Origin of the sequence: Sphingomonas sp. TZW2008, assembly GCF_002117915.1 — a bacterium.
GTDB lineage: Bacteria > Pseudomonadota > Alphaproteobacteria > Sphingomonadales > Sphingomonadaceae > Sphingomonas.
Genome location: NZ_BDJB01000014.1, coordinates 71,560 through 88,254 on the forward strand (window position 1 = coordinate 71,560; position 16,695 = coordinate 88,254).

Sequence of the window (16,695 nt, forward strand, 5' to 3'; positions counted from 1 at the left end):
TCCGCACGCGCCGTCTGCCGGTGATCACCGTCCGCCGGGTTCCTGCCACCATCTGCCCTGCCGCGGATCGCACGCGGCTTCCCTTCGCGGCGGCCGCAGGGAAAGAAGCATCAGCGCCGATTGTCGTGCGGCGCGATCGGGGGTTGTGGTGCGTACCGTCATGCTGCTTGCCGTGCTGACGGCATTGGCCGCCTGTGGCCGATCCGAACCACCGCGCAAGGCGACGACGCGGCCGGCAACGACGACGGCGAAGGTCGACGGCCCGTCGCCGCGCGAGACCGCGATGTGCCAGCGCGACCTGCGCGCGCTCGGCGTCGATTTCGAGCCGCTGCCCGATCGCCAGTTCGGGCCGGGCTGCGCGATCCTCGGCACGGTGAAGCTGCTCGACGTCGGCGTGCCGACGACCAATCTCGGCGCGGTCCGCTGCGGCCAGGCGCGCACCTACGCGCAATGGGCACGCAATGCGGTCGCGCCAGCCGCCTATCAGATCCTCGGCAGCGAGCTTGCCAAGGTCGAGAGCATGGGAAGCTACGCCTGCCGCAACGTGGCGGGCACTGGCCGGCGTTCGGGGCATGCGATCGCCAATGCCATCGACGTCGGCGCGTTCCAGCTCAAGGACGGGCGGCGGATCAGCGTGCTGCGCGACTGGAACTCGCCCGATCCCGATGTGCGCCGCTTCCTCGCGGTCGTCAGCGCGTCAGCATGCCGGCGCTTCGGCACCGTGCTCGGCCCGAACTACAATGCCGCACACCGTGACCACCTGCATCTCGAGGACGACAAGGCGAATTTCTGCCGCTAATGGCTGCCGAAATGACCGAGACCAGAGTACCGAGCCGCGTCTTTCCGCGAGCCCGCCAGGATGCCGAGTCGGCAAAGACCGGCATCTCCACACCCCAGACCGAGAACCCGGCCTACAAGCTCGCCTTCCAGGACATGGATTTCCTGCTGCGCGAGGATCTGCGCCCCGTGCGCTTCCAGCTCGAGCTGCTCAAGACAGAGCTGCTGCTCGAGGAAGCGCATATCGGTTCCACCTTTGTCTTCTACGGCTCGGCCCGCATTCCCGAACCGGCCAAGGCGCAGGCGATGCTCGACATGGCGGACGAGGCGCATCGCCCCGTCGCCGAGCGGCTGGTCGCCAAGTCGAAATTTTACGACATGGCGCGCGAACTCGCGCGGCTTGCGAGCAACTTCCCGCGCGACGAGCAGGGGCAGCGCCACTTCGTCGTGTGCTCGGGCGGCGGCCCGTCGATCATGGAGGCGGCGAACCGCGGCGCGGCCGACGTGCACGCCGAATCGATCGGGCTCAACATCGTCCTCCCGCACGAGCAGGCGCCCAATCCGTACGTGACGCCGTCGCTGTCGATGCAGTTCCACTATTTCGCGCTGCGCAAGATGCACTTCCTGCTGCGCGCCCGCGCGCTCGCCGCCTTCCCCGGCGGGTTTGGTACGTTCGACGAACTGTTCGAACTCCTGACGCTGATCCAGACGGGCAAGGTGGCGCCGATCCCGGTGCTGCTGTTCGGCCGCGAATTCTGGGAGCGGGTGATCAATTTCGAGGCGCTGGTCGAGGAAGGCGTGGTGTCGGAGCGCGACCTCGACATCTTCACCTATGTCGAGACCGCCGCTGAGGGCTGGGCGGTGGTACAGCGTTTCTACCAGGAACGCGCGCAGAAGGATCCCGCGCCGCCGGTGTGATGCGCCGGCGTGATCCCGCGCCCCTTGCCCAGGCAACGAAAAGGGGGCCGGCTCACTTCGAGCCGACCCCCTTTTCGTTAAATGCTGAAGCGCGGCTTACTTGCCAGTCTGCTTCGCCGCCGCCGGGTCGACCGACGGCGCGCCGCTCGCCGGCGTCGCGGTGTTGGCGATATCGCCCGTCTGGCCGCGCACGTCCTTCTCGACCGCGTCGATCGCGTTCGCCGCGCCCGGCGCCGCACCGCCCGCACCCTCGACGGCATTGCCGCCCTCGGCCGCCGGCGCCGCGCCTGCTGCCGGCGCGGCCGGCAGCGGCAGGTTCGATCCCTGCTGGTTGAGGTAGAGGATGATGTTGGCGCGATCCTGCGGGTTCGACAGGCCGGCGAAGGTCATCTTGGTGCCGGGCGCGAACTTGCGCGGGCTCGTCAGCCACGCATTCATCTTGTCGAAGTCCCAGGTGCCGCCGACCTTCTTCAGCGCATCGGAGAAGGCGTAGCCGCCCTTGCCCTGCGCCACGCCCTCACCCATCGTGCCGTACAGGTTGGGGCCGATGCCGTTCGCGCCGCCCTGGTTGATCGTGTGGCAGGCACCGCACTTCTTGAACACGTCGGCGCCCTTCGCCGCATCGGCGGTCGGCAGCAGCGACGCGATCGGCACTTCGGCCGCCCCGCCACCGCCGGCCTCTTCCGCTGCCTCGACCGGATAGCCGAACTTCTCGACCTCGCCCGAGTGGAAGATCATGCCGCCAGCGATCGAGAGCCCGAGTGCAGCACCGCACGCAGCCAGCACCCAGCCTGCAATCGTGTTGTTCCGATCGTCCATCTTGCGCAGTCGCCCCTGAAACGTTTGGCCGTCCCATAGAAAAGCGTGCCCACGACGGCAAGCGCGCTTGAGAGGGTCGGTATGCTCGCTTAACGCCCGTTACCCAGAATGGAAAACTTCGCCGCCCCCGCCCGCCCGATCGTCGCCCGCATGGCCGATGCCGCCGCCGCCGCACCCGAGCGCGCCGTCGCGTTTCAGGGCGCGCCCGGCGCCAACAGCCACGTTGCCGCGGTCGAGGCGTTCCCCGACGGACTACCGCTGCCGTGCTTTTCGTTCGAGGATGCGATCGATGCGGTGAAGCAGGGCAAGGCCGACTGCGCGATCATCCCGATCGAAAATTCGCTCCACGGCCGCGTCGCCGACATCCATTTCCTGCTGCCCGAATCGGGGCTGGTCATCACCGGCGAGCATTTCCTGCCGATCCGCCACGCGCTGATGGGGATCGGAACGCGCGACGAGGTGCGCGAGGCGATGAGCCACCCGCAGGCGCTCGGCCAGTGCCGCCACTGGCTGAAGGCGCACGATATCCTGCCGGTCGCCTATCCCGACACCGCCGGCGCAGCCGCGATGGTCGCCGAGCGGGGCGAGCGCAGCGTCGCCGCGCTCGCCCCGCCGGCGGCAGCCGAGATCTACGGGCTCAATTTGCTCGGCACCGATATCGCCGACGCCGATCACAACATGACGCGCTTCGTCACGCTGGCGCGCGGCGGCCAGCCGCCGGTCGGCGACGGTCCGTGGATGACGACGTTCATCTTCGAGGTGAAGAACATCCCTGCCGCGCTCTACAAGGCGCTCGGCGGCTTCGCGACCAACGGCGTCAACATGACCAAGCTGGAAAGCTACCAGCGTGGCGGCACGTTCGCGGCGACCGATTTCTACGCCGACATCGAGGGCAAGCCGGGCGACGAGCACGTCGACCGCGCGCTGGAGGAGGTCGGCTTCCACTCGAAATGGGTTCGCGTCCTCGGCACCTATCGCCAGGCACGCAAGCGCGGATAGCCCCAGGTGCGCGAGCGCGGATAATCGTCACGCCCGCCCCTTGCGCCGCCCCGCGCCTGTCGTATCACCTGCGACAAATCGCTGTGGGGATGATGATGCGGAAGATGTTGCTCGCCGGCGCCGCGCTGGCCGTTTCGACCGGTGCGCTGGCGCAGACCGCCAAGCCGTCGCAGGCGACGGCAACCGCGCCGCGGGCCGCCAAGAAGCCGTTCCAAGTGACGTCGCCCAACGGCGCGCGCATCGACGATTATTACTGGCTGCGCGACGACACGCGCAAGAACCCGGAGATGCTGGCGTATCTTAACGCCGAGAACGCCTATGCCGATACGCAGCTCTCCGCGCTCAAGCCGCTCGAGGACACGCTGTACCGCGAGACGGTGAGCCACATCAAACAGGACGACAGCTCCATTCCGTATCTGAAGAACGGCTATTGGTATCAGTCGCGCTTCGATACCGGTGCGAACTATCCCGTCATCGAGCGGCGCAAGGGCGACAAGGCCGCGCCCGCGCAGGTGATGTTCGATCAGCCGGCGATGGCGAAGGGACATAATTTCTTCGCGCTGTCCGACTGGAGCGTCAGCCCCGACAATCGCCTCGTCGCCTATGCCGAGGACACCGTCGGCCGCCGGCAATATGTGCTGAAGGTCAAGGATCTGACGACCGGGCAGCTGCTGCCCGATACGATCACCAACGCCGAACCCAATGTGATCTGGGCGGGTGACAACCGCACGATCCTCTACGTCGCCAAGGGTCCGACGACGCTGCGCGGCTACAAGGTGATGGCGCACGTCCTTGGTACGCCCGCGGCACAGGACCGGCTGCTGTACGAGGAGAAGGACGACACGTTTCAGATGGGGATCGGGCGCACCAGCGACGATCGCTTCGTGTGCGTCGTCGTGCAGTCCACCGTCAGCACCGAGCAGCGCTGCGCCGCCGCGGCGGCGCCCACCGCCTTCCAGGTCATCGCACCGCGCAAGCGCGACCTGCGCTACGAGGCCGATCACATGGACGGGCGCTGGATCCTGCGCACCAATCTCAAGGCCAAGAATTATACGCTGATGACGCTCGCCGACGCCGATGTGGCGAAGGGCACGGCGGCGTGGCGCGACCTGACGCCCGCCAGCGACAGCGTGTTCATCGAAGGATTCAAGCCGTTCGCCGGCTTCGTCGCGATCGATCAGCGCGAGGGCGGTAATCGCATGATCCGCCTGCTCGACGCCGCTGGCAAATCGCTGCCCGTAAAGGCGGACGAGCCGGCGTACCGTATGGCGCTCGACGTCAACGAGGAGCCGAAGACCGATTGGGTGCGCTACACCTACGGCTCACTGGTGACGCCGACGACCACCTACGAGGTAAACGCGAAATCGGGCGAGCGGCGCGTGCTCAAGGTAGCACCCGTGCCCGGCTACGATCCGGCGAACTACGTGACCGAACGTGTCTGGGCGGCGGCGCGCGACGGCACCAAGGTGCCGGTCAGCGTCGTCTACAAGAAGGGCGTCAAGCGCGACGGCACTGCGCCCCTGTTCCAATACGGCTACGGCAGCTACGGCGCGTCGATGGATCCGGCGGTCGATCCCGGCCGCATCGGCATGCTCGACCGCGGCGTCGTCTACGCCATCGCGCACATCCGCGGCGGGCAGGAAATGGGCCGCGGCTGGTATGACGACGGGCACCTGCTCAATAAGAAGAACAGCTTCACCGATTTCATCGACGTGACGCGCTATCTCGTCGCGCACAAATATGCCGCGAAGGATCGCGTCGCGGCAATGGGCGGCTCGGCCGGCGGGCTGTTGATGGGCGCGGTCGCCAACATGGCGCCACAGGATTACAGGGTGATCGTCGCGCAGGTGCCGTTCGTCGACGTGGTGACGACGATGCTCGACGCATCGATCCCGCTCACCACCTTCGAATACGACGAATGGGGCAACCCGGCACAGAAGCCATACTATGATTACATGCTGAGCTACTCGCCCTACGATCAGGTTGCGGCGAAGGGCTATCCGGCGATGTACGTCGGCACCGGGCTGTGGGACAGCCAGGTGCAATATTACGAGCCCGCCAAATGGGTCGCCAAGCTGCGCGAGATGAAGACCGATACCAATCCGCTGCTCTTCCGCGTCAACATGGAGGCGGGGCACGGCGGCAAGTCCGGCCGGTTCGAGCGCTATCGCCAGAACGCCGAATGGGGCGCGTTCGTGCTGCAGCAACTGAACGTGGCGAACTGAGCGGCGGACGAACACCCGTACCGCGGCCTTGAATCGGCGCGTCGATCGTCAGGCGCGCCGATTTTGGCTCGAGACGATGCGGCTATTCGTTGGCGCTAATCCCGGTCGGCGATAGCTGCAAGGCGCGCGTTGTCGCGGGTCGAGCCTGGATTTCTCCTCGCAAACCAGGAAGCCGGAAGCGGGTTCCGCTATTCCCTGCCCATCCGGGTGCGGATGGCTGAAGGCAGGTTGCTCGGATCGATCGGCAGCCCGTGCACCAGCTGGTTGTGCGCATGCGCCAGCTGATGATTGGCGAAGGCGGTGCGCATAGCATCGGCGCGCCCCATCCGGTCCTGCGCGGCGTTGATCGATTCCTTCGCGAGCTTCAGCGTGAAGCGATTGGTGCGCGCGATCCGCTCGGCGAGCGCAAGGGTGAAATCCGCCAGTGCGTCTCGAGGTACGACGTGGTTGACCATGCCGAGCCGGAGCGCCTCGTCCGCTGCGAGCCAGTCGCCGGTGAACAGCCACTCCTTCGCCTTGCGCACGCCGAGCTCGAACGGGTGGTGAAAAAGCTCGACGCCCGGTACGCCCATGTCGGCGGCACTGTTGTCGCGAAAGCGCGCGTCCTCGGCGCAGACGATCAGGTCGCACGCCCACGCGAGCATCACGCCGCCGGCGATCGCGATCCCCTGTACCGCCGCGATCGTCGGCTTGGGTAGGTTGCGCCATCGCTCGGTGATGTCGAGATATAGCGCCCGCTCGCGCGAATAGCCCGCCTCCCAACCCGCGCCGCCGAAGTCACCCCACGCGCCGCGCGCCGCGGCCGGATCGAGCGGCCCATCGGACAGATCGTGCCCGGCGCAGAAATGGTCGCCTTCCGCCGCCAGGATGATGACGGAGACATCGTCGTCGCGCGCGGCGCGGGTGAACGCGTCGTCGAGCGCGTGCGTCATCGCCGCGCCCTGCGCGTTGCGTTTCTCGGCCCGGTGGAGGACGATCCGCGCCACCCTTGGCGCCGGCGTCTCGTACCGGACCTGGCTCATTCCGCGGCCCAGATCGTCAGCAGCGTGTGCGCGATCGCGTACGGCGGCGGCGCGATGAACGGCCCGTCGCCGGCAAGCGCCGCGCGCACCTCGTCGCGGGTGAACCAGTCCGCCGCGTCGAGCTCGTTCTCGTCGAGCGTGATCTTGTCGTCCTGAGCGATGCCGACGCAGGCGATCATCAGCTGCGAGGGGAACGGCCACGGCTGGCTCGACAGATAGCGCACCCCGCTGACGCGTACGCCTGCCTCCTCCTCGATCTCGCGCGCCACCGCCTCCTCGATCGATTCGCCCGGCTCCAGAAAGCCGGCGAGTGCGGAGTATCGCCCCTGTGGCCATGCCGGCTGCCGCCCCAGCAGCGCCCGCCCGTCATGTTCGGCGATCATGATCACAACCGGATCGACGCGCGGGAAATGCTCGGTCTTGCACGATCCGCACTTGCGGCCCCAACCGGCGCGGAACAGCGTGGTCGGGTTGCCGCAATTGGCACAGAAGCCGTGCCGTGCGTGCCAGTCGATCACGCTACGCGCCGCGGCGAAGGTCGCCGCCTCGCCGGGGCGGAGCTGGTCGAGCACGCCGAACAGATTGGGTGAGCGGAACGGTGGCGGCGCCGCCTCCCCCGGCACGAAGGCGGCGAAGCGCGGCTTGCCGTCCTCCAGCCCGAGGAGGATGAATTCCGCCTCGTCGGGCGCCTCGGTCAGCATCGTCCAGGCGAGCCGGCCGTCGTCGGTAACCTCGGGCTCATAGTTGTGCAATTTGAGCAACCGCGCCTGCCAATTGCCCATCGCGCTCGCCAACGCATCGTCATCATGCCGCAGGCGATCGGCGCGATCGAGCGTACCGCCGGTGAAGCCGGGCACGATCATCGCGGCATCATCCGCGCCATATCGCGCGCGAGCGCGGCGGGCACGCTTTGCCGCAGCCCCCATTTCTCTGCCGGGAAATATTGCACCATCACCGTTCCTCGCATCCTCCGCGCCGGATCGACCCACGCGATCGTTCCCGCCGCGCCGCCCCAGCCATAGGTGCCCTTCGACGGCCCGCCGTTCGGCGCATCCTCCAGGTACACCGAGCCGCCGGCGCCGAACCCCATCCGGGCCGACATCGCGCCCCCGGTGCCGCCGCCGATCCCACCGAACGTCACCCCCGCGGGCAGCAGGTTCGACATGCCGAGCGCTACTGTTTCGCGCTTCATCACCTGCCGCCCGTCGAGCGTGCCGCCGTTCGCGAGCATGTGGAGGAAGCGGTCGTAATCGCGCGCGCTGGATACCAGCCCCGCCCCGCCATAGGGAAATCTGGGCGGCGAGAGGTATACCGACGTCGCACCGGGATCGAGCGGACTGCGCGTATCGCCGACGAAGACGTAGTTGGTCGACAATCGCCCCGCCTCGCTGGCCGGCACGCTCCAATAGGTCGATCGCATGCCGAGCGGATCGAGCAGCCGCGTCTGCACGAAGCGGTCGAATGGCATCCCGCTCGCCTTCTCGATCACCGCGCCCATCACGTCGAGCCCGATCGAGTAGCTCCATTTGGTGCCGGGCTCGGCGATCAGCGGCACACTGGCGACACGGTTGGCGAATTCGGCGAGCGTCGTCGGCCGCGCACGCCGCGCCTGCGCCTCGACCTGAGCGTTGACCTGCCCCGGCAGGATGCCGAGCCGCTCATATTCCTTGAGCAGCGGGCCCTTCGCCGAGATATTGTACGACAGGCCGGCAGTGTGCGTCAGCAGGTGGCGGATCAGGATCGGGTTTTTGGCGGGTACGCTGCTTAGCGACGTGTCCGGGCTAGTCAGCACGCGCATCGTGGCGAAGGCGGGGAAATATTTGCTCACCGGATCGTCGAGGTTGAGCTTGCCGTCCTCGACCAGCAACATCGCCGCCATGCCGGTGATCGGCTTGGTCATCGAATAGATCCGCCACAGGCTGTCCGGCCCGGCGGCGGGCGCGGTCGGCGCGTCGGCGATCCGCCCGGCCGACACGAATTGCGTCGGAAAATCGCCGACCCCGAACGCCCCGACAATGCCGGGCATCTTGTCCGACGCGACAAGGCCGTCGAATAGCGCCTGCGTCGCCGGCAGGATCGGATTGCCGCGCTGGGATGACGAGGCCGATGCGATGGACGGTGTCGGCACGGCTACCGGCTGCGCCTGCCGCGCGTGAAGCCCGCCGGCCAGCAGGATCATCGCCGCGCTGGTGCCGGCTAACCACGTCATCCGCATCGCTTCCTCCCTATCGCCTCGGCCGCCTTGCCGAACACGGTCGGCAGGCCGGCTTCGGCCAGGCGATCGACCGGCCACCAGCGTGCGTCCCCGTTCGGCTCGACGTCGGTCGCTGAATGCGCGTCAACGCACGCCACGGCAAGCGCGAGTTCGAGCGTGAAATGGGTAAAGCCATGGCTCACCTCGTCGTTCAGCACCGTCCAGTCCGCCGCCGCTGCCGGCGCATCGACGAGGCCGGGCCGATCCGCGAGCCACGGCCCGGTAGGCAGCGCCCGCATACCGCCGAGCAGACCCTTTTCAGGCCGCCGGACAAGCAAGACGTCGCGACCGCCGTCCGCGCCGATCCACTCGAGCCAGAAGATCGTGCCGTAGCGTGTCGGGCGCGGCTTCTTCGCTGTCTTGACCGGAAAGGCTTCCTGCTCGCCCGCCGCCTTCGCCGCGCATCGATCGGCGAGCGGACACAGCAGGCACTTCGGACGCCGCGGCGTGCAGATCGCTGATCCCAGATCCATCATCGCCTGCGCGAAATCACCCGCGCGGGTGTCGGGCGTGATCGTCTCGGCAGCGGCGCGAACGGCGGGCTTGCCGGCGGCGCGGAATAGCCGGGCGACGACCCGCTCGACGTTCGCGTCGATCACCACTGCGCGTCGGCCGAAAGCGATCGCGGCAACCGCAGCGGCGGTATAGTCGCCCAGTCCGGGCAGGCGTCGCAGTGTTGCCTCGGTATCGGGAAAGCGGCCATCGTGATCGGCCACCACGGCGCGCGCCGCCTTCACCAGATTGCGCGCCCGAGCATAATAGCCGAGCCCGGCCCATGCGGCCATCACGTCCGCTTCCTCTGCCGCCGCGAGGCTTGCGACGTCGGGCCAGCGCGCCACCCACGCTGCAAAGCGCGGCCGCACCGTCGCGACGGTGGTCTGCTGCAGCATCACCTCAGATAGCCAGACGCGGTACGGATCGGGCGCTGTCCCGGGCAGCGCACGCCACGGCAGCGTGCGCGCGTGCTGGTCGTACCAGGCGAGCAGAGGATCGGCGATCAGGCGCTTGGCGTCCACGCCCCGGCTATGGCATGAGGCGCGCCATGAGCAAGCGCCTGCGCGCCCCCCAAACCGGCCCCGCCGCCGAGCCCGTGCGATCGAACCGCTCGCGCCAGGTGTCCGAACTTCTGCCGCACGTCGGCGGGGCGGCGTTCCGGCGCTTCGGCTTCGTGCAATCGTCGATCGTGACGCGCTGGCCGGAGATCGTCGGCGAGCGGCTGGCGGCGGCGAGCGCACCCGAATCGATCAAGTTCCCGATGGGCAAGAAGCAGGACGGCACGCTGACGCTCGTCGCGCGCGGCGCGCACGCGGTGATGATCCAGCACGTCATCCCCGAGATCATCGAGCGGGTGAACCGGTTCTTCGGCTATGCCGCGGTCGCCAAGGTGACGATCCGCCAAGGCGAGGTCGCAGCGCGCCCCAAGCCGCGCGTCGCAGCGGCACCTCAGCCCGTTCCCGCGGAACTCGGCCAGAGCCTCAAGACCATCGAAGACCCCGAACTCAAGGCCGTTCTGGAGGCGCTCGCCGCCGGGATCGGCGCCTCCAGCGGATTGCCCATCGTCAAATGAAGAAGCTGCTCGCTCTCGCGCTCGCCGTAACCCTCGCCGCGCCGCTCACCGCCGCCGCGCCAAAACCGTGGCCGTCGGTAGCGACGCCGGCGGCGCAGGGCAGCTACGTCATCGGCAATCCCAAGGCGAAGGTGAAGCTGGTCGAATACGTCAGCTACACCTGCCCGCATTGTGCGCATTTCGCGCGCGATTCGGCGGCGGTGCTGAAGGGTCGGATGATTGCGTCGGGCTCTACCAGCCTCGAAGTGCGCAGTTCGGTGCACGATCGCTATGATCTGGTCGCGGCGACGCTGGCACGCTGCTCGGGCCCCGCGCTATTCCCCAAGATGCACGAGGCGCTCTTCGCCCGGCAGGACGAGTGGCTGAACAAGGCGGTCGCGTTCGATCCGGTCGGCGGGCAGAACCCGGCTGGCACCACGCAGGCGCAGAAGATGCGTAGCCTCGCCAATGGCGCCGGACTGAGCGACATCGCCAAGGCGGCCGGGATGACCGATGCGTCGATCAACGCGTGCTTCGCGAACGAGGCGAACGTCACCAAGACGCTCGCGGTCGCTCAAGGCATGCAGGGCAAGATCAAGGGCACGCCGACGTTCGAACTGAACGGTAAGCTGATCGAGAATACCGACTGGGCGAAGCTCGAGCCGATGCTGCGCGCTGCCGGCGCGCGCTGATCTCTCGGCCGCCTCCCGCCCGATTTCAACGGAGTAGATTGATGACCTTGCGTATCGCCGCCACCGCCATCGCGCTTACCTTTCTCGCCGCGTGCGGGGATGGCGGCTCCACCGGCTCGGCCGCACCCAACTCGGTCGCGGCCGCTCCTGCCCCGGCAGGGCAAGACTGGTCGCAGACCGTCAGCAAGACGGTCGATGGCGGCTTCGTCATGGGCAATCCCAACGCGCCGCTGAAGCTCGTCGAATACGGCTCGCGCACCTGCCCGACGTGCGGCAACTTCGGCCGCACCGGCACCGAGCCGCTGACGCAGAACTATATCAAGACGGGCAAGGTCTCGTTCGAATTCCGCGATTTCCTGGTCCACGCCCCCGATCTTGGCGTCGCAATCCTCGGCCAGTGCGCGGGCGAGACGCCGTTCTTCCCAATCCTTGAGCAGATGTTCCAGGAGCAGAATGGCTTCCTCGAAAAGCTCGAGAAGGTGCCTGCCGATTTCCAGCAGCGGCTGCAGGCGATGACACCGGCACAGCAGGCGACCGCCTGGGTCGAGTATCTCGGCTACATCGATTTTGTTAAGCAGCGCGGCCTGAGCGAGCAGCAGGCGCACCAGTGCCTCGCCGATCCGCAGCGGATCGAAGCGCTCGCCAAGGTGTCCGAAGTCGCGATGCGCGACAAGGAAGTCACCGGCACGCCGACCTTCTTCCTCAACGGCGAGAAGCTCGACGCGGCGAGCTGGGAGCAGGTTGAATCGGCGCTGAAAGGCGCCGGCGCCTGAGGCGACGCATACGCCGCGCCGCTTGATACCACGGTTGCGCTGACGTGCAGATCAAGCGGCTGCGGCTGTCCGGCTTCAAGAGTTTCGTCGACCCCGCCGATCTACGGATCGAGCCGGGGCTGACCGGGGTCGTCGGCCCCAACGGCTGCGGCAAATCGAACCTGCTCGAAGCGCTGCGCTGGACGATGGGCGAGAACAGCGCGAAATCGCTGCGCGGCGCGGGCATGGAAGACGTGATCTTCGCCGGCACGGCGACGCGCCCAGCGCGCGATTTCGCCGAAGTATCGCTGCTCGCCGAGATCGACGGTGCGGAGACCGAAGTCGTCCGCCGGATCGAGCGCGGCGCGGGCAGCGCCTATCGGATCGACGGCAAGGACGTGCGCGCGAAGGACGTGTCGCTGCTGTTCGCCGATGCCGCGACGGGCGCCCACTCCCCTGCGCTCGTCAGCCAGGGGCGGATCAGCGCGGTGATCGCGGCGAAGCCCGCCGACCGGCGCGCGATGCTCGAGGAGGCGGCCGGCATTGCGGGGCTCCACGGACGCCGCCGCGATGCCGAGCAGAAGCTGCGGGCAACGGAGGCCAATCTCGCCCGGCTCGACGAGGTGATCGCCGATCAGGAAGCGCGCGCGGCGGCGCTGCGGCGGCAGGCGCGGCAGGCATCGCGCTACCGGCTCCTCTCGACGCAGATCCGCCTCGCCGAAGCGCGCATGATCTTTTCCCGCTGGCGTGAGGCGGCGCAAGCAGCGGACGACGCAGCCCGTGTCGCGCAGCAGGCCGAGCGCGCGGTCGCCACCGCCGGCGCGGCGCTTCGGGCAGCCGAGGCCGCGCAGGCGGAGGCGGCCGCGACACTCGCCACCGCGCGCGCCGCGGCGCTGTCGGCGCGCGATCGTAGCGCGACGGCGGCGCACGACGTGTCGGCGCTGCGGGCGAAGGTGCAGGCGGCAAAGCGTCGGCTCGACGAACTGGCGCAGGCGGCGGCGCGCATCGCCGACGACCGTACCCGCGAGGGAGATCTGGCGCGCGATGCCGCGGCGGCGCTCGCGCGGCTGGAGGAAGAGCGCCGGGCGCTTGAAGCCGCGATTACGGCCGACGCCGCCGAGCTGCCTCGGCACGACGCGGCGCTCGCGGACGCCGAGCGTCAGGGGCGGGATGCTGAAGTCGCGCTGGCACAGGCGCTGTCGCGTCAGGCGAGCGACATGGCGGAGGCGCGCGTGGCGCAAGCGGCGGCGGCGGCGGCGCGAAGTCGGCTCGATCGCGCCGAGCGCGACGCGGCGCAGGTGACGGCGCAGCTTGCGGCGCTGGGCGACGCCGCACCGCTGGAGCGCGAGCGGAACGAAGCGGCGGCGATGATTGCCGTTGCCGAGCGTGAAATCGTCGCAGCACGCCAAAGCCTCGCCGACGCCGAGCAGGCAGAGCGGCACGCAATCGCAGCACGCGACGACGCGCAGGGCAAGCGTGCCGCTGCGCGCGCCGAACTGGCGGCGCTGGAAAGTGAAGCGGCTGTCCTGCGGCGCTCGACCGAGCGCGCCGGACGCGATCGGCTGCTCGATCACGTCGCGGCCGACGCCGGCTATGAGCGGGCGCTGGCCGCAGCCCTCGGCGATGATCTCGATATCGGCCTCGATCGCGCAGCCCCTGCATTCTGGAATGGGTCGCCGACGTCAGGTACGGCGCACGCGACCCCGGATACCGCAAGCGCAGACGGACGCGATCGCCTGATCGCGCACGTCCAGGCACCGGCGTGGCTCAGTCACCGCCTGTCGTACGTCATCGTAACCGACGAGGACGACGGTCGCGTGCTTGCGCCGGGCGAGCGGCTGGTGACGCGCGCGGGCACGATGCGGCGCTGGGACGGTCTGGTCGTCACCCGAGGCGGGGCGGCCGCGGCGGAGCGGCTCGAACGGCGCAACCGGCTGAGCGCGATCGACGCCGCCCTGCCGGCGGCGCGGGATCAGGCGGCGGCTTCCGAGGCCGCGGTGGTGGCGGCGGAAACGGGTATTGCCGGAGCGCGCGCCGAAGCGGGCGCAGCGCGGGCCACGATCGCGGAACGCGAAGCACAGGTGCGTCAGGCGCGCGTGCGGCAGGACCGCGCTACGGCGCAGATCGAGCGGCTCGACGGACTGCGCGCCGATCTGACGGCACGTGCCGCCCGTATTACGGACGAACGCGGTGAGGCCGCGCGAGACCAGACGGCGGCGGTGGATGCGGTGGCTGCGCTGCCCGATACTGGCGCTTCCGCGGCGGCAGTATCCGAGAGGCAGCGCACGGCCGAAACGTGCCGCCAGACGATCGCCACCGCGCGGGCGGCGCGCGAGGCAGCGGCGCGCGCCGGCGAGCAGGCGCGCACCCGCCTCGCCGCGGCAGTCGCCGACGCGAAGAGCTGGCGGGCGCGGGCAGGCGATGCCGCGCGGCGGATCGCCGACATGGACAAGCGCGCGCGCGACCTTGCGACGGAGACGGCAGCGCTGGCCGATCGACCGGCGGCGTTGGAGGCCGCCCTCGCCAAGGCAATCGCGGCGCATGATGAGGCGCGGCAGGCCACGGAGGCGCTCGCCGCGGCTGAAAGCGCCGCCGATGCCGCCCTGCGGCGAACCGAGGACGAGACGCGCCGCGCGGGCGAAGCGCTGGCGCAGGCGCGCGAGGCGCGCGCCGGCGCGGTCGCGCGCGCCGAGAGCCACGAGGCGCGACGGATCGAGATCGGGCGGGTATCCGGCGAACGTTTCGAGTGCCCCGCCCCCGTCCTACCCGAGAAGATCGGCTTTGCCGCCGACGATGTCCGCCCCCCGCAGGACGAATCCGCGGCGCACGATCGGTTGATGCGCGATCGCGAACGGATCGGACCGGTCAATCTCGTCGCCGAGCAGGAACTCGCCGAGCTGGAAGCGGGCGCGAGCGGCAACGCCGCCGAGCGGGCGGAGCTCGGCCAGGCAGTCAACCGGCTGCGCGGCTCGATCGGGACGCTCAACCGCGAGGGGCGTCAACGGCTGCTCGCGGCGTTCGAGGCGGTCAATGGCCATTTCCGCCGGCTGTTCACCACCCTGTTCGATGGCGGGCAGGCGCATCTCGAACTGATCGACTCGGACGATCCGCTCGAGGCGGGGCTCGAGATCATGGCGCAGCCGCCGGGCAAGCGGCTCCAGTCGCTCACGCTGCTGTCGGGCGGCGAGCAGGCACTGACCGCAGTCGCGCTGATCTTCGGCCTGTTCCTGACCAATCCTGCGCCGATCTGCGTGCTCGACGAGGTCGACGCGCCGCTCGACGACGCCAATATCGAACGGTTCTGCGACCTGCTCGACCGGATGAGCCGGGAAACGCGGACCCGCTACCTCATCGTCACGCACAATGCGGTGACGATGAGCCGGATGCACCGCCTGTTCGGCGTGACGATGATCGAGCGCGGCGTCAGCCGGCTGGTATCGGTCGACTTGCAGGCGGCGGAGACGCTGCTGGCGGCGGAATGAGCCACGCCGCCGGCCTCGAACGCACCGCATCGACGATCAGCCACAGCATCGCTGCCCCGCGAAATGCGGCGGCGAATGCGATATGCGTCTGCGTGATGCCTGGACCGCTGCCGCCGGGCGAGGCGAAGAACCAGAATTCGGCCCAATAGGCCCCAAGGTCACCGGCGACGAACCACGCGACCGGCCAAAGCCGGCGGCTGGTGAGCAGTAGGAAGGGATAGAGCCACAGGTCGAATTGCGGCGAATAGACCTTGTTGGTGAGCAGGAACCACGCGAGCACGGGCGTGAACAACACCCACGATCGTTCGGCATGCCGCCGCCAGCCGACCAGCACGATCGCCGCGGCGCCGGCGACGAAGGCGGCGAACGACCAGAGGTTGCGCGTCGGCAGATCGGTGATCCACCAGCCCTGTGTCGCCATGATCTCCCAGATCGACGCGGCGGTGCCGCTGCGCGCCTGGCTGAACGAGTAGAACTCCGCCCAATTGGCAGGCGCCGCCAGCGCGACCGGCAGGTTGATCGTCGTCCAGGTGCCGAGCGCGACGAGCGAGAGGGTAGCGCTGGCGGCGAAACGCGCCTGCCACACCGCCCTCCGCCGGAGCAGTGCGCCGAGGCCTAGTAACGGGAGCAGCAGCACCGGAAACAGCTTCGCCGCGGTGCCGATCGCGGCGAGTGCGGCGCCGACGCGGGTCGCGGCGCGGCGGGCGGCGAGCAGCGCCGCGACCGCCAGCGCCACCGCGAGCATGTCCCAATTGTGCCCGAGATAGAGCACCAGCGGCGGCGCGCCCGCCCACCACCAGCGCCGGCCGCGGGGTACGCCCGCGCGCTCCATCATCCACAGCACCGCGAAGGCGAGCGCGGCATTGACGAGCGAGACGACGAGCAGGAAATCGAACGCATCGCCGCGCGCGCCGCCGATCGTGCGAACGACGAGCCCCTCGAGCCAGATCAGCGCGCCGGTCAGCACGGGATATTCGATCCGCGCCTCGACATAGGGCAGCTGCCCCGCCGCGACGCCGCGCAGGCCCCAGAAAGGCACGGCATCGGAGTAGCAGCCGGTGAGATACTGCTCGTCGCCGGTCCAAGACGCCCCGCAATGCGCCTTGAACCACCAACCGAGAACGCACGTCAGCGCGAGCAGCGCATAGGGGCCGGGATGGTCGACGCGGGGCAATCGCATTGACCGCGGTTAACCCGGCGCGGCGCTCA

General features: G+C 69.0%; 14 protein-coding genes. 8 read left to right on the forward strand and 6 right to left on the reverse strand.

The window, feature by feature from the left end; genetic code table 11:
* Positions 1–148 precede the first annotated feature (148 nt).
* Positions 149–799, forward strand: coding sequence for an extensin family protein (locus B7L05_RS14670; RefSeq protein ID WP_307718269.1), 651 nt, complete (start codon positions 149–151; stop codon positions 797–799).
* 11 nt (positions 800–810) lie between these two features.
* Positions 811–1,695, forward strand: coding sequence for an LOG family protein (locus tag B7L05_RS14675; RefSeq protein ID WP_085811178.1), 885 nt, complete (start codon positions 811–813; stop codon positions 1,693–1,695).
* Between the two features lie 96 nt (positions 1,696–1,791).
* Here B7L05_RS14675 and B7L05_RS14680 read toward each other — a convergent pair whose 3' ends face one another.
* Positions 1,792–2,514 (reverse strand): cytochrome c family protein, encoded by a 723-nt coding sequence (locus B7L05_RS14680; RefSeq protein ID WP_085811030.1) that lies wholly within the window; start codon positions 2,512–2,514, stop codon positions 1,792–1,794.
* Between the two features lie 108 nt (positions 2,515–2,622).
* Here B7L05_RS14680 and B7L05_RS14685 point away from each other — a divergent pair, with 108 nt between their 5' ends.
* Positions 2,623–3,513 carry a prephenate dehydratase gene (locus tag B7L05_RS14685; RefSeq protein WP_085811031.1) on the forward strand — a complete coding sequence of 297 codons (891 nt, stop codon included), beginning with the start codon at positions 2,623–2,625 and terminating at the stop codon, positions 3,511–3,513.
* A gap of 95 nt (positions 3,514–3,608) precedes the next feature.
* A complete protein-coding gene (locus tag B7L05_RS14690) occupies positions 3,609–5,738 on the forward strand; it encodes a S9 family peptidase (RefSeq protein WP_144037316.1) in 2,130 nt (709 codons plus the stop codon).
* A 188-nt stretch (positions 5,739–5,926) separates the two neighbouring features.
* Here the strand turns inward: B7L05_RS14690 and B7L05_RS14695 are convergent, their stop codons facing one another.
* From B7L05_RS14695 to B7L05_RS14710, 4 genes are read right to left on the reverse strand one after another with little or no spacing between them, the layout of a single operon-like run.
* On the reverse strand, positions 5,927–6,760 hold the full coding sequence (locus B7L05_RS14695) for an enoyl-CoA hydratase (RefSeq protein ID WP_085811032.1): 834 nt from the start codon (positions 6,758–6,760) through the stop codon (positions 5,927–5,929).
* On the reverse strand, positions 6,757–7,623 hold the full coding sequence (nudC, locus tag B7L05_RS14700; RefSeq protein WP_085811181.1) for an NAD(+) diphosphatase: 867 nt from the start codon (positions 7,621–7,623) through the stop codon (positions 6,757–6,759). Before nudC ends, B7L05_RS14695 begins: the two co-directional genes overlap by 4 nt.
* Positions 7,620–8,969: a serine hydrolase gene (locus B7L05_RS14705; RefSeq protein ID WP_256926773.1), complete on the reverse strand. Its 1,350-nt coding sequence runs from the start codon at positions 8,967–8,969 to the stop codon at positions 7,620–7,622. Before B7L05_RS14705 ends, nudC begins: the two co-directional genes overlap by 4 nt.
* Positions 8,966–10,030 carry an A/G-specific adenine glycosylase gene (locus tag B7L05_RS14710; protein WP_256926774.1) on the reverse strand — a complete coding sequence of 355 codons (1,065 nt, stop codon included), beginning with the start codon at positions 10,028–10,030 and terminating at the stop codon, positions 8,966–8,968. Before B7L05_RS14710 ends, B7L05_RS14705 begins: the two co-directional genes overlap by 4 nt.
* 26 nt (positions 10,031–10,056) lie before the next feature.
* On the opposite strand from B7L05_RS14710, the gene B7L05_RS14715 reads away from it, so the two are divergent.
* From B7L05_RS14715 to smc, 4 genes are read left to right on the forward strand one after another with little or no spacing between them, the layout of a single operon-like run.
* Positions 10,057–10,581 (forward strand): DUF721 domain-containing protein, encoded by a 525-nt coding sequence (locus tag B7L05_RS14715; protein WP_256926775.1) that lies wholly within the window; start codon positions 10,057–10,059, stop codon positions 10,579–10,581.
* On the forward strand, positions 10,578–11,252 hold the full coding sequence (locus B7L05_RS14720) for a thioredoxin domain-containing protein (RefSeq protein ID WP_085811035.1): 675 nt from the start codon (positions 10,578–10,580) through the stop codon (positions 11,250–11,252). The genes B7L05_RS14715 and B7L05_RS14720 overlap by 4 nt, the downstream gene beginning before the upstream one ends.
* 41 nt (positions 11,253–11,293) lie before the next feature.
* Positions 11,294–12,025: a thioredoxin domain-containing protein gene (locus B7L05_RS14725; protein ID WP_085811036.1), complete on the forward strand. Its 732-nt coding sequence runs from the start codon at positions 11,294–11,296 to the stop codon at positions 12,023–12,025.
* A gap of 44 nt (positions 12,026–12,069) precedes the next feature.
* The gene (gene smc / locus B7L05_RS14730; RefSeq protein ID WP_085811037.1) at positions 12,070–15,486 is read left to right on the forward strand and encodes a chromosome segregation protein SMC; all 3,417 of its coding nucleotides are present in this window, start codon (positions 12,070–12,072) and stop codon (positions 15,484–15,486) included.
* Here smc and B7L05_RS14735 read toward each other — a convergent pair.
* Positions 15,428–16,666: a hypothetical protein gene (locus B7L05_RS14735; RefSeq protein ID WP_085811038.1), complete on the reverse strand. Its 1,239-nt coding sequence runs from the start codon at positions 16,664–16,666 to the stop codon at positions 15,428–15,430. The genes smc and B7L05_RS14735 overlap by 59 nt on opposite strands.
* Between the last annotated feature and the right edge of the window lie 29 nt (positions 16,667–16,695).

Excerpts from the sequence above, each read along its gene's own strand:
- B7L05_RS14695 (WP_085811032.1), bottom strand. The coding sequence starts at position 6,760 with ATGAGCCAGGTCCGGTACGAGACGCCGGCGCCAAGGGTGGCGCGGATC.
- B7L05_RS14690 (WP_144037316.1), top strand. The coding sequence starts at position 3,609 with ATGCGGAAGATGTTGCTCGCCGGCGCCGCGCTGGCCGTTTCGACCGGT.
- B7L05_RS14735 (WP_085811038.1), bottom strand. The coding sequence starts at position 16,666 with ATGCGATTGCCCCGCGTCGACCATCCCGGCCCCTATGCGCTGCTCGCG.
- B7L05_RS14680 (WP_085811030.1), bottom strand. The coding sequence starts at position 2,514 with ATGGACGATCGGAACAACACGATTGCAGGCTGGGTGCTGGCTGCGTGC.
- B7L05_RS14685 (WP_085811031.1), top strand. The coding sequence starts at position 2,623 with ATGGAAAACTTCGCCGCCCCCGCCCGCCCGATCGTCGCCCGCATGGCC.
- nudC (WP_085811181.1), bottom strand. The coding sequence starts at position 7,623 with ATGATCGTGCCCGGCTTCACCGGCGGTACGCTCGATCGCGCCGATCGC.
- B7L05_RS14720 (WP_085811035.1), top strand. The coding sequence starts at position 10,578 with ATGAAGAAGCTGCTCGCTCTCGCGCTCGCCGTAACCCTCGCCGCGCCG.
- B7L05_RS14675 (WP_085811178.1), top strand. The coding sequence starts at position 811 with ATGACCGAGACCAGAGTACCGAGCCGCGTCTTTCCGCGAGCCCGCCAG.
- B7L05_RS14725 (WP_085811036.1), top strand. The coding sequence starts at position 11,294 with ATGACCTTGCGTATCGCCGCCACCGCCATCGCGCTTACCTTTCTCGCC.
- B7L05_RS14705 (WP_256926773.1), bottom strand. The coding sequence starts at position 8,969 with ATGACGTGGTTAGCCGGCACCAGCGCGGCGATGATCCTGCTGGCCGGC.
- B7L05_RS14715 (WP_256926775.1), top strand. The coding sequence starts at position 10,057 with ATGAGCAAGCGCCTGCGCGCCCCCCAAACCGGCCCCGCCGCCGAGCCC.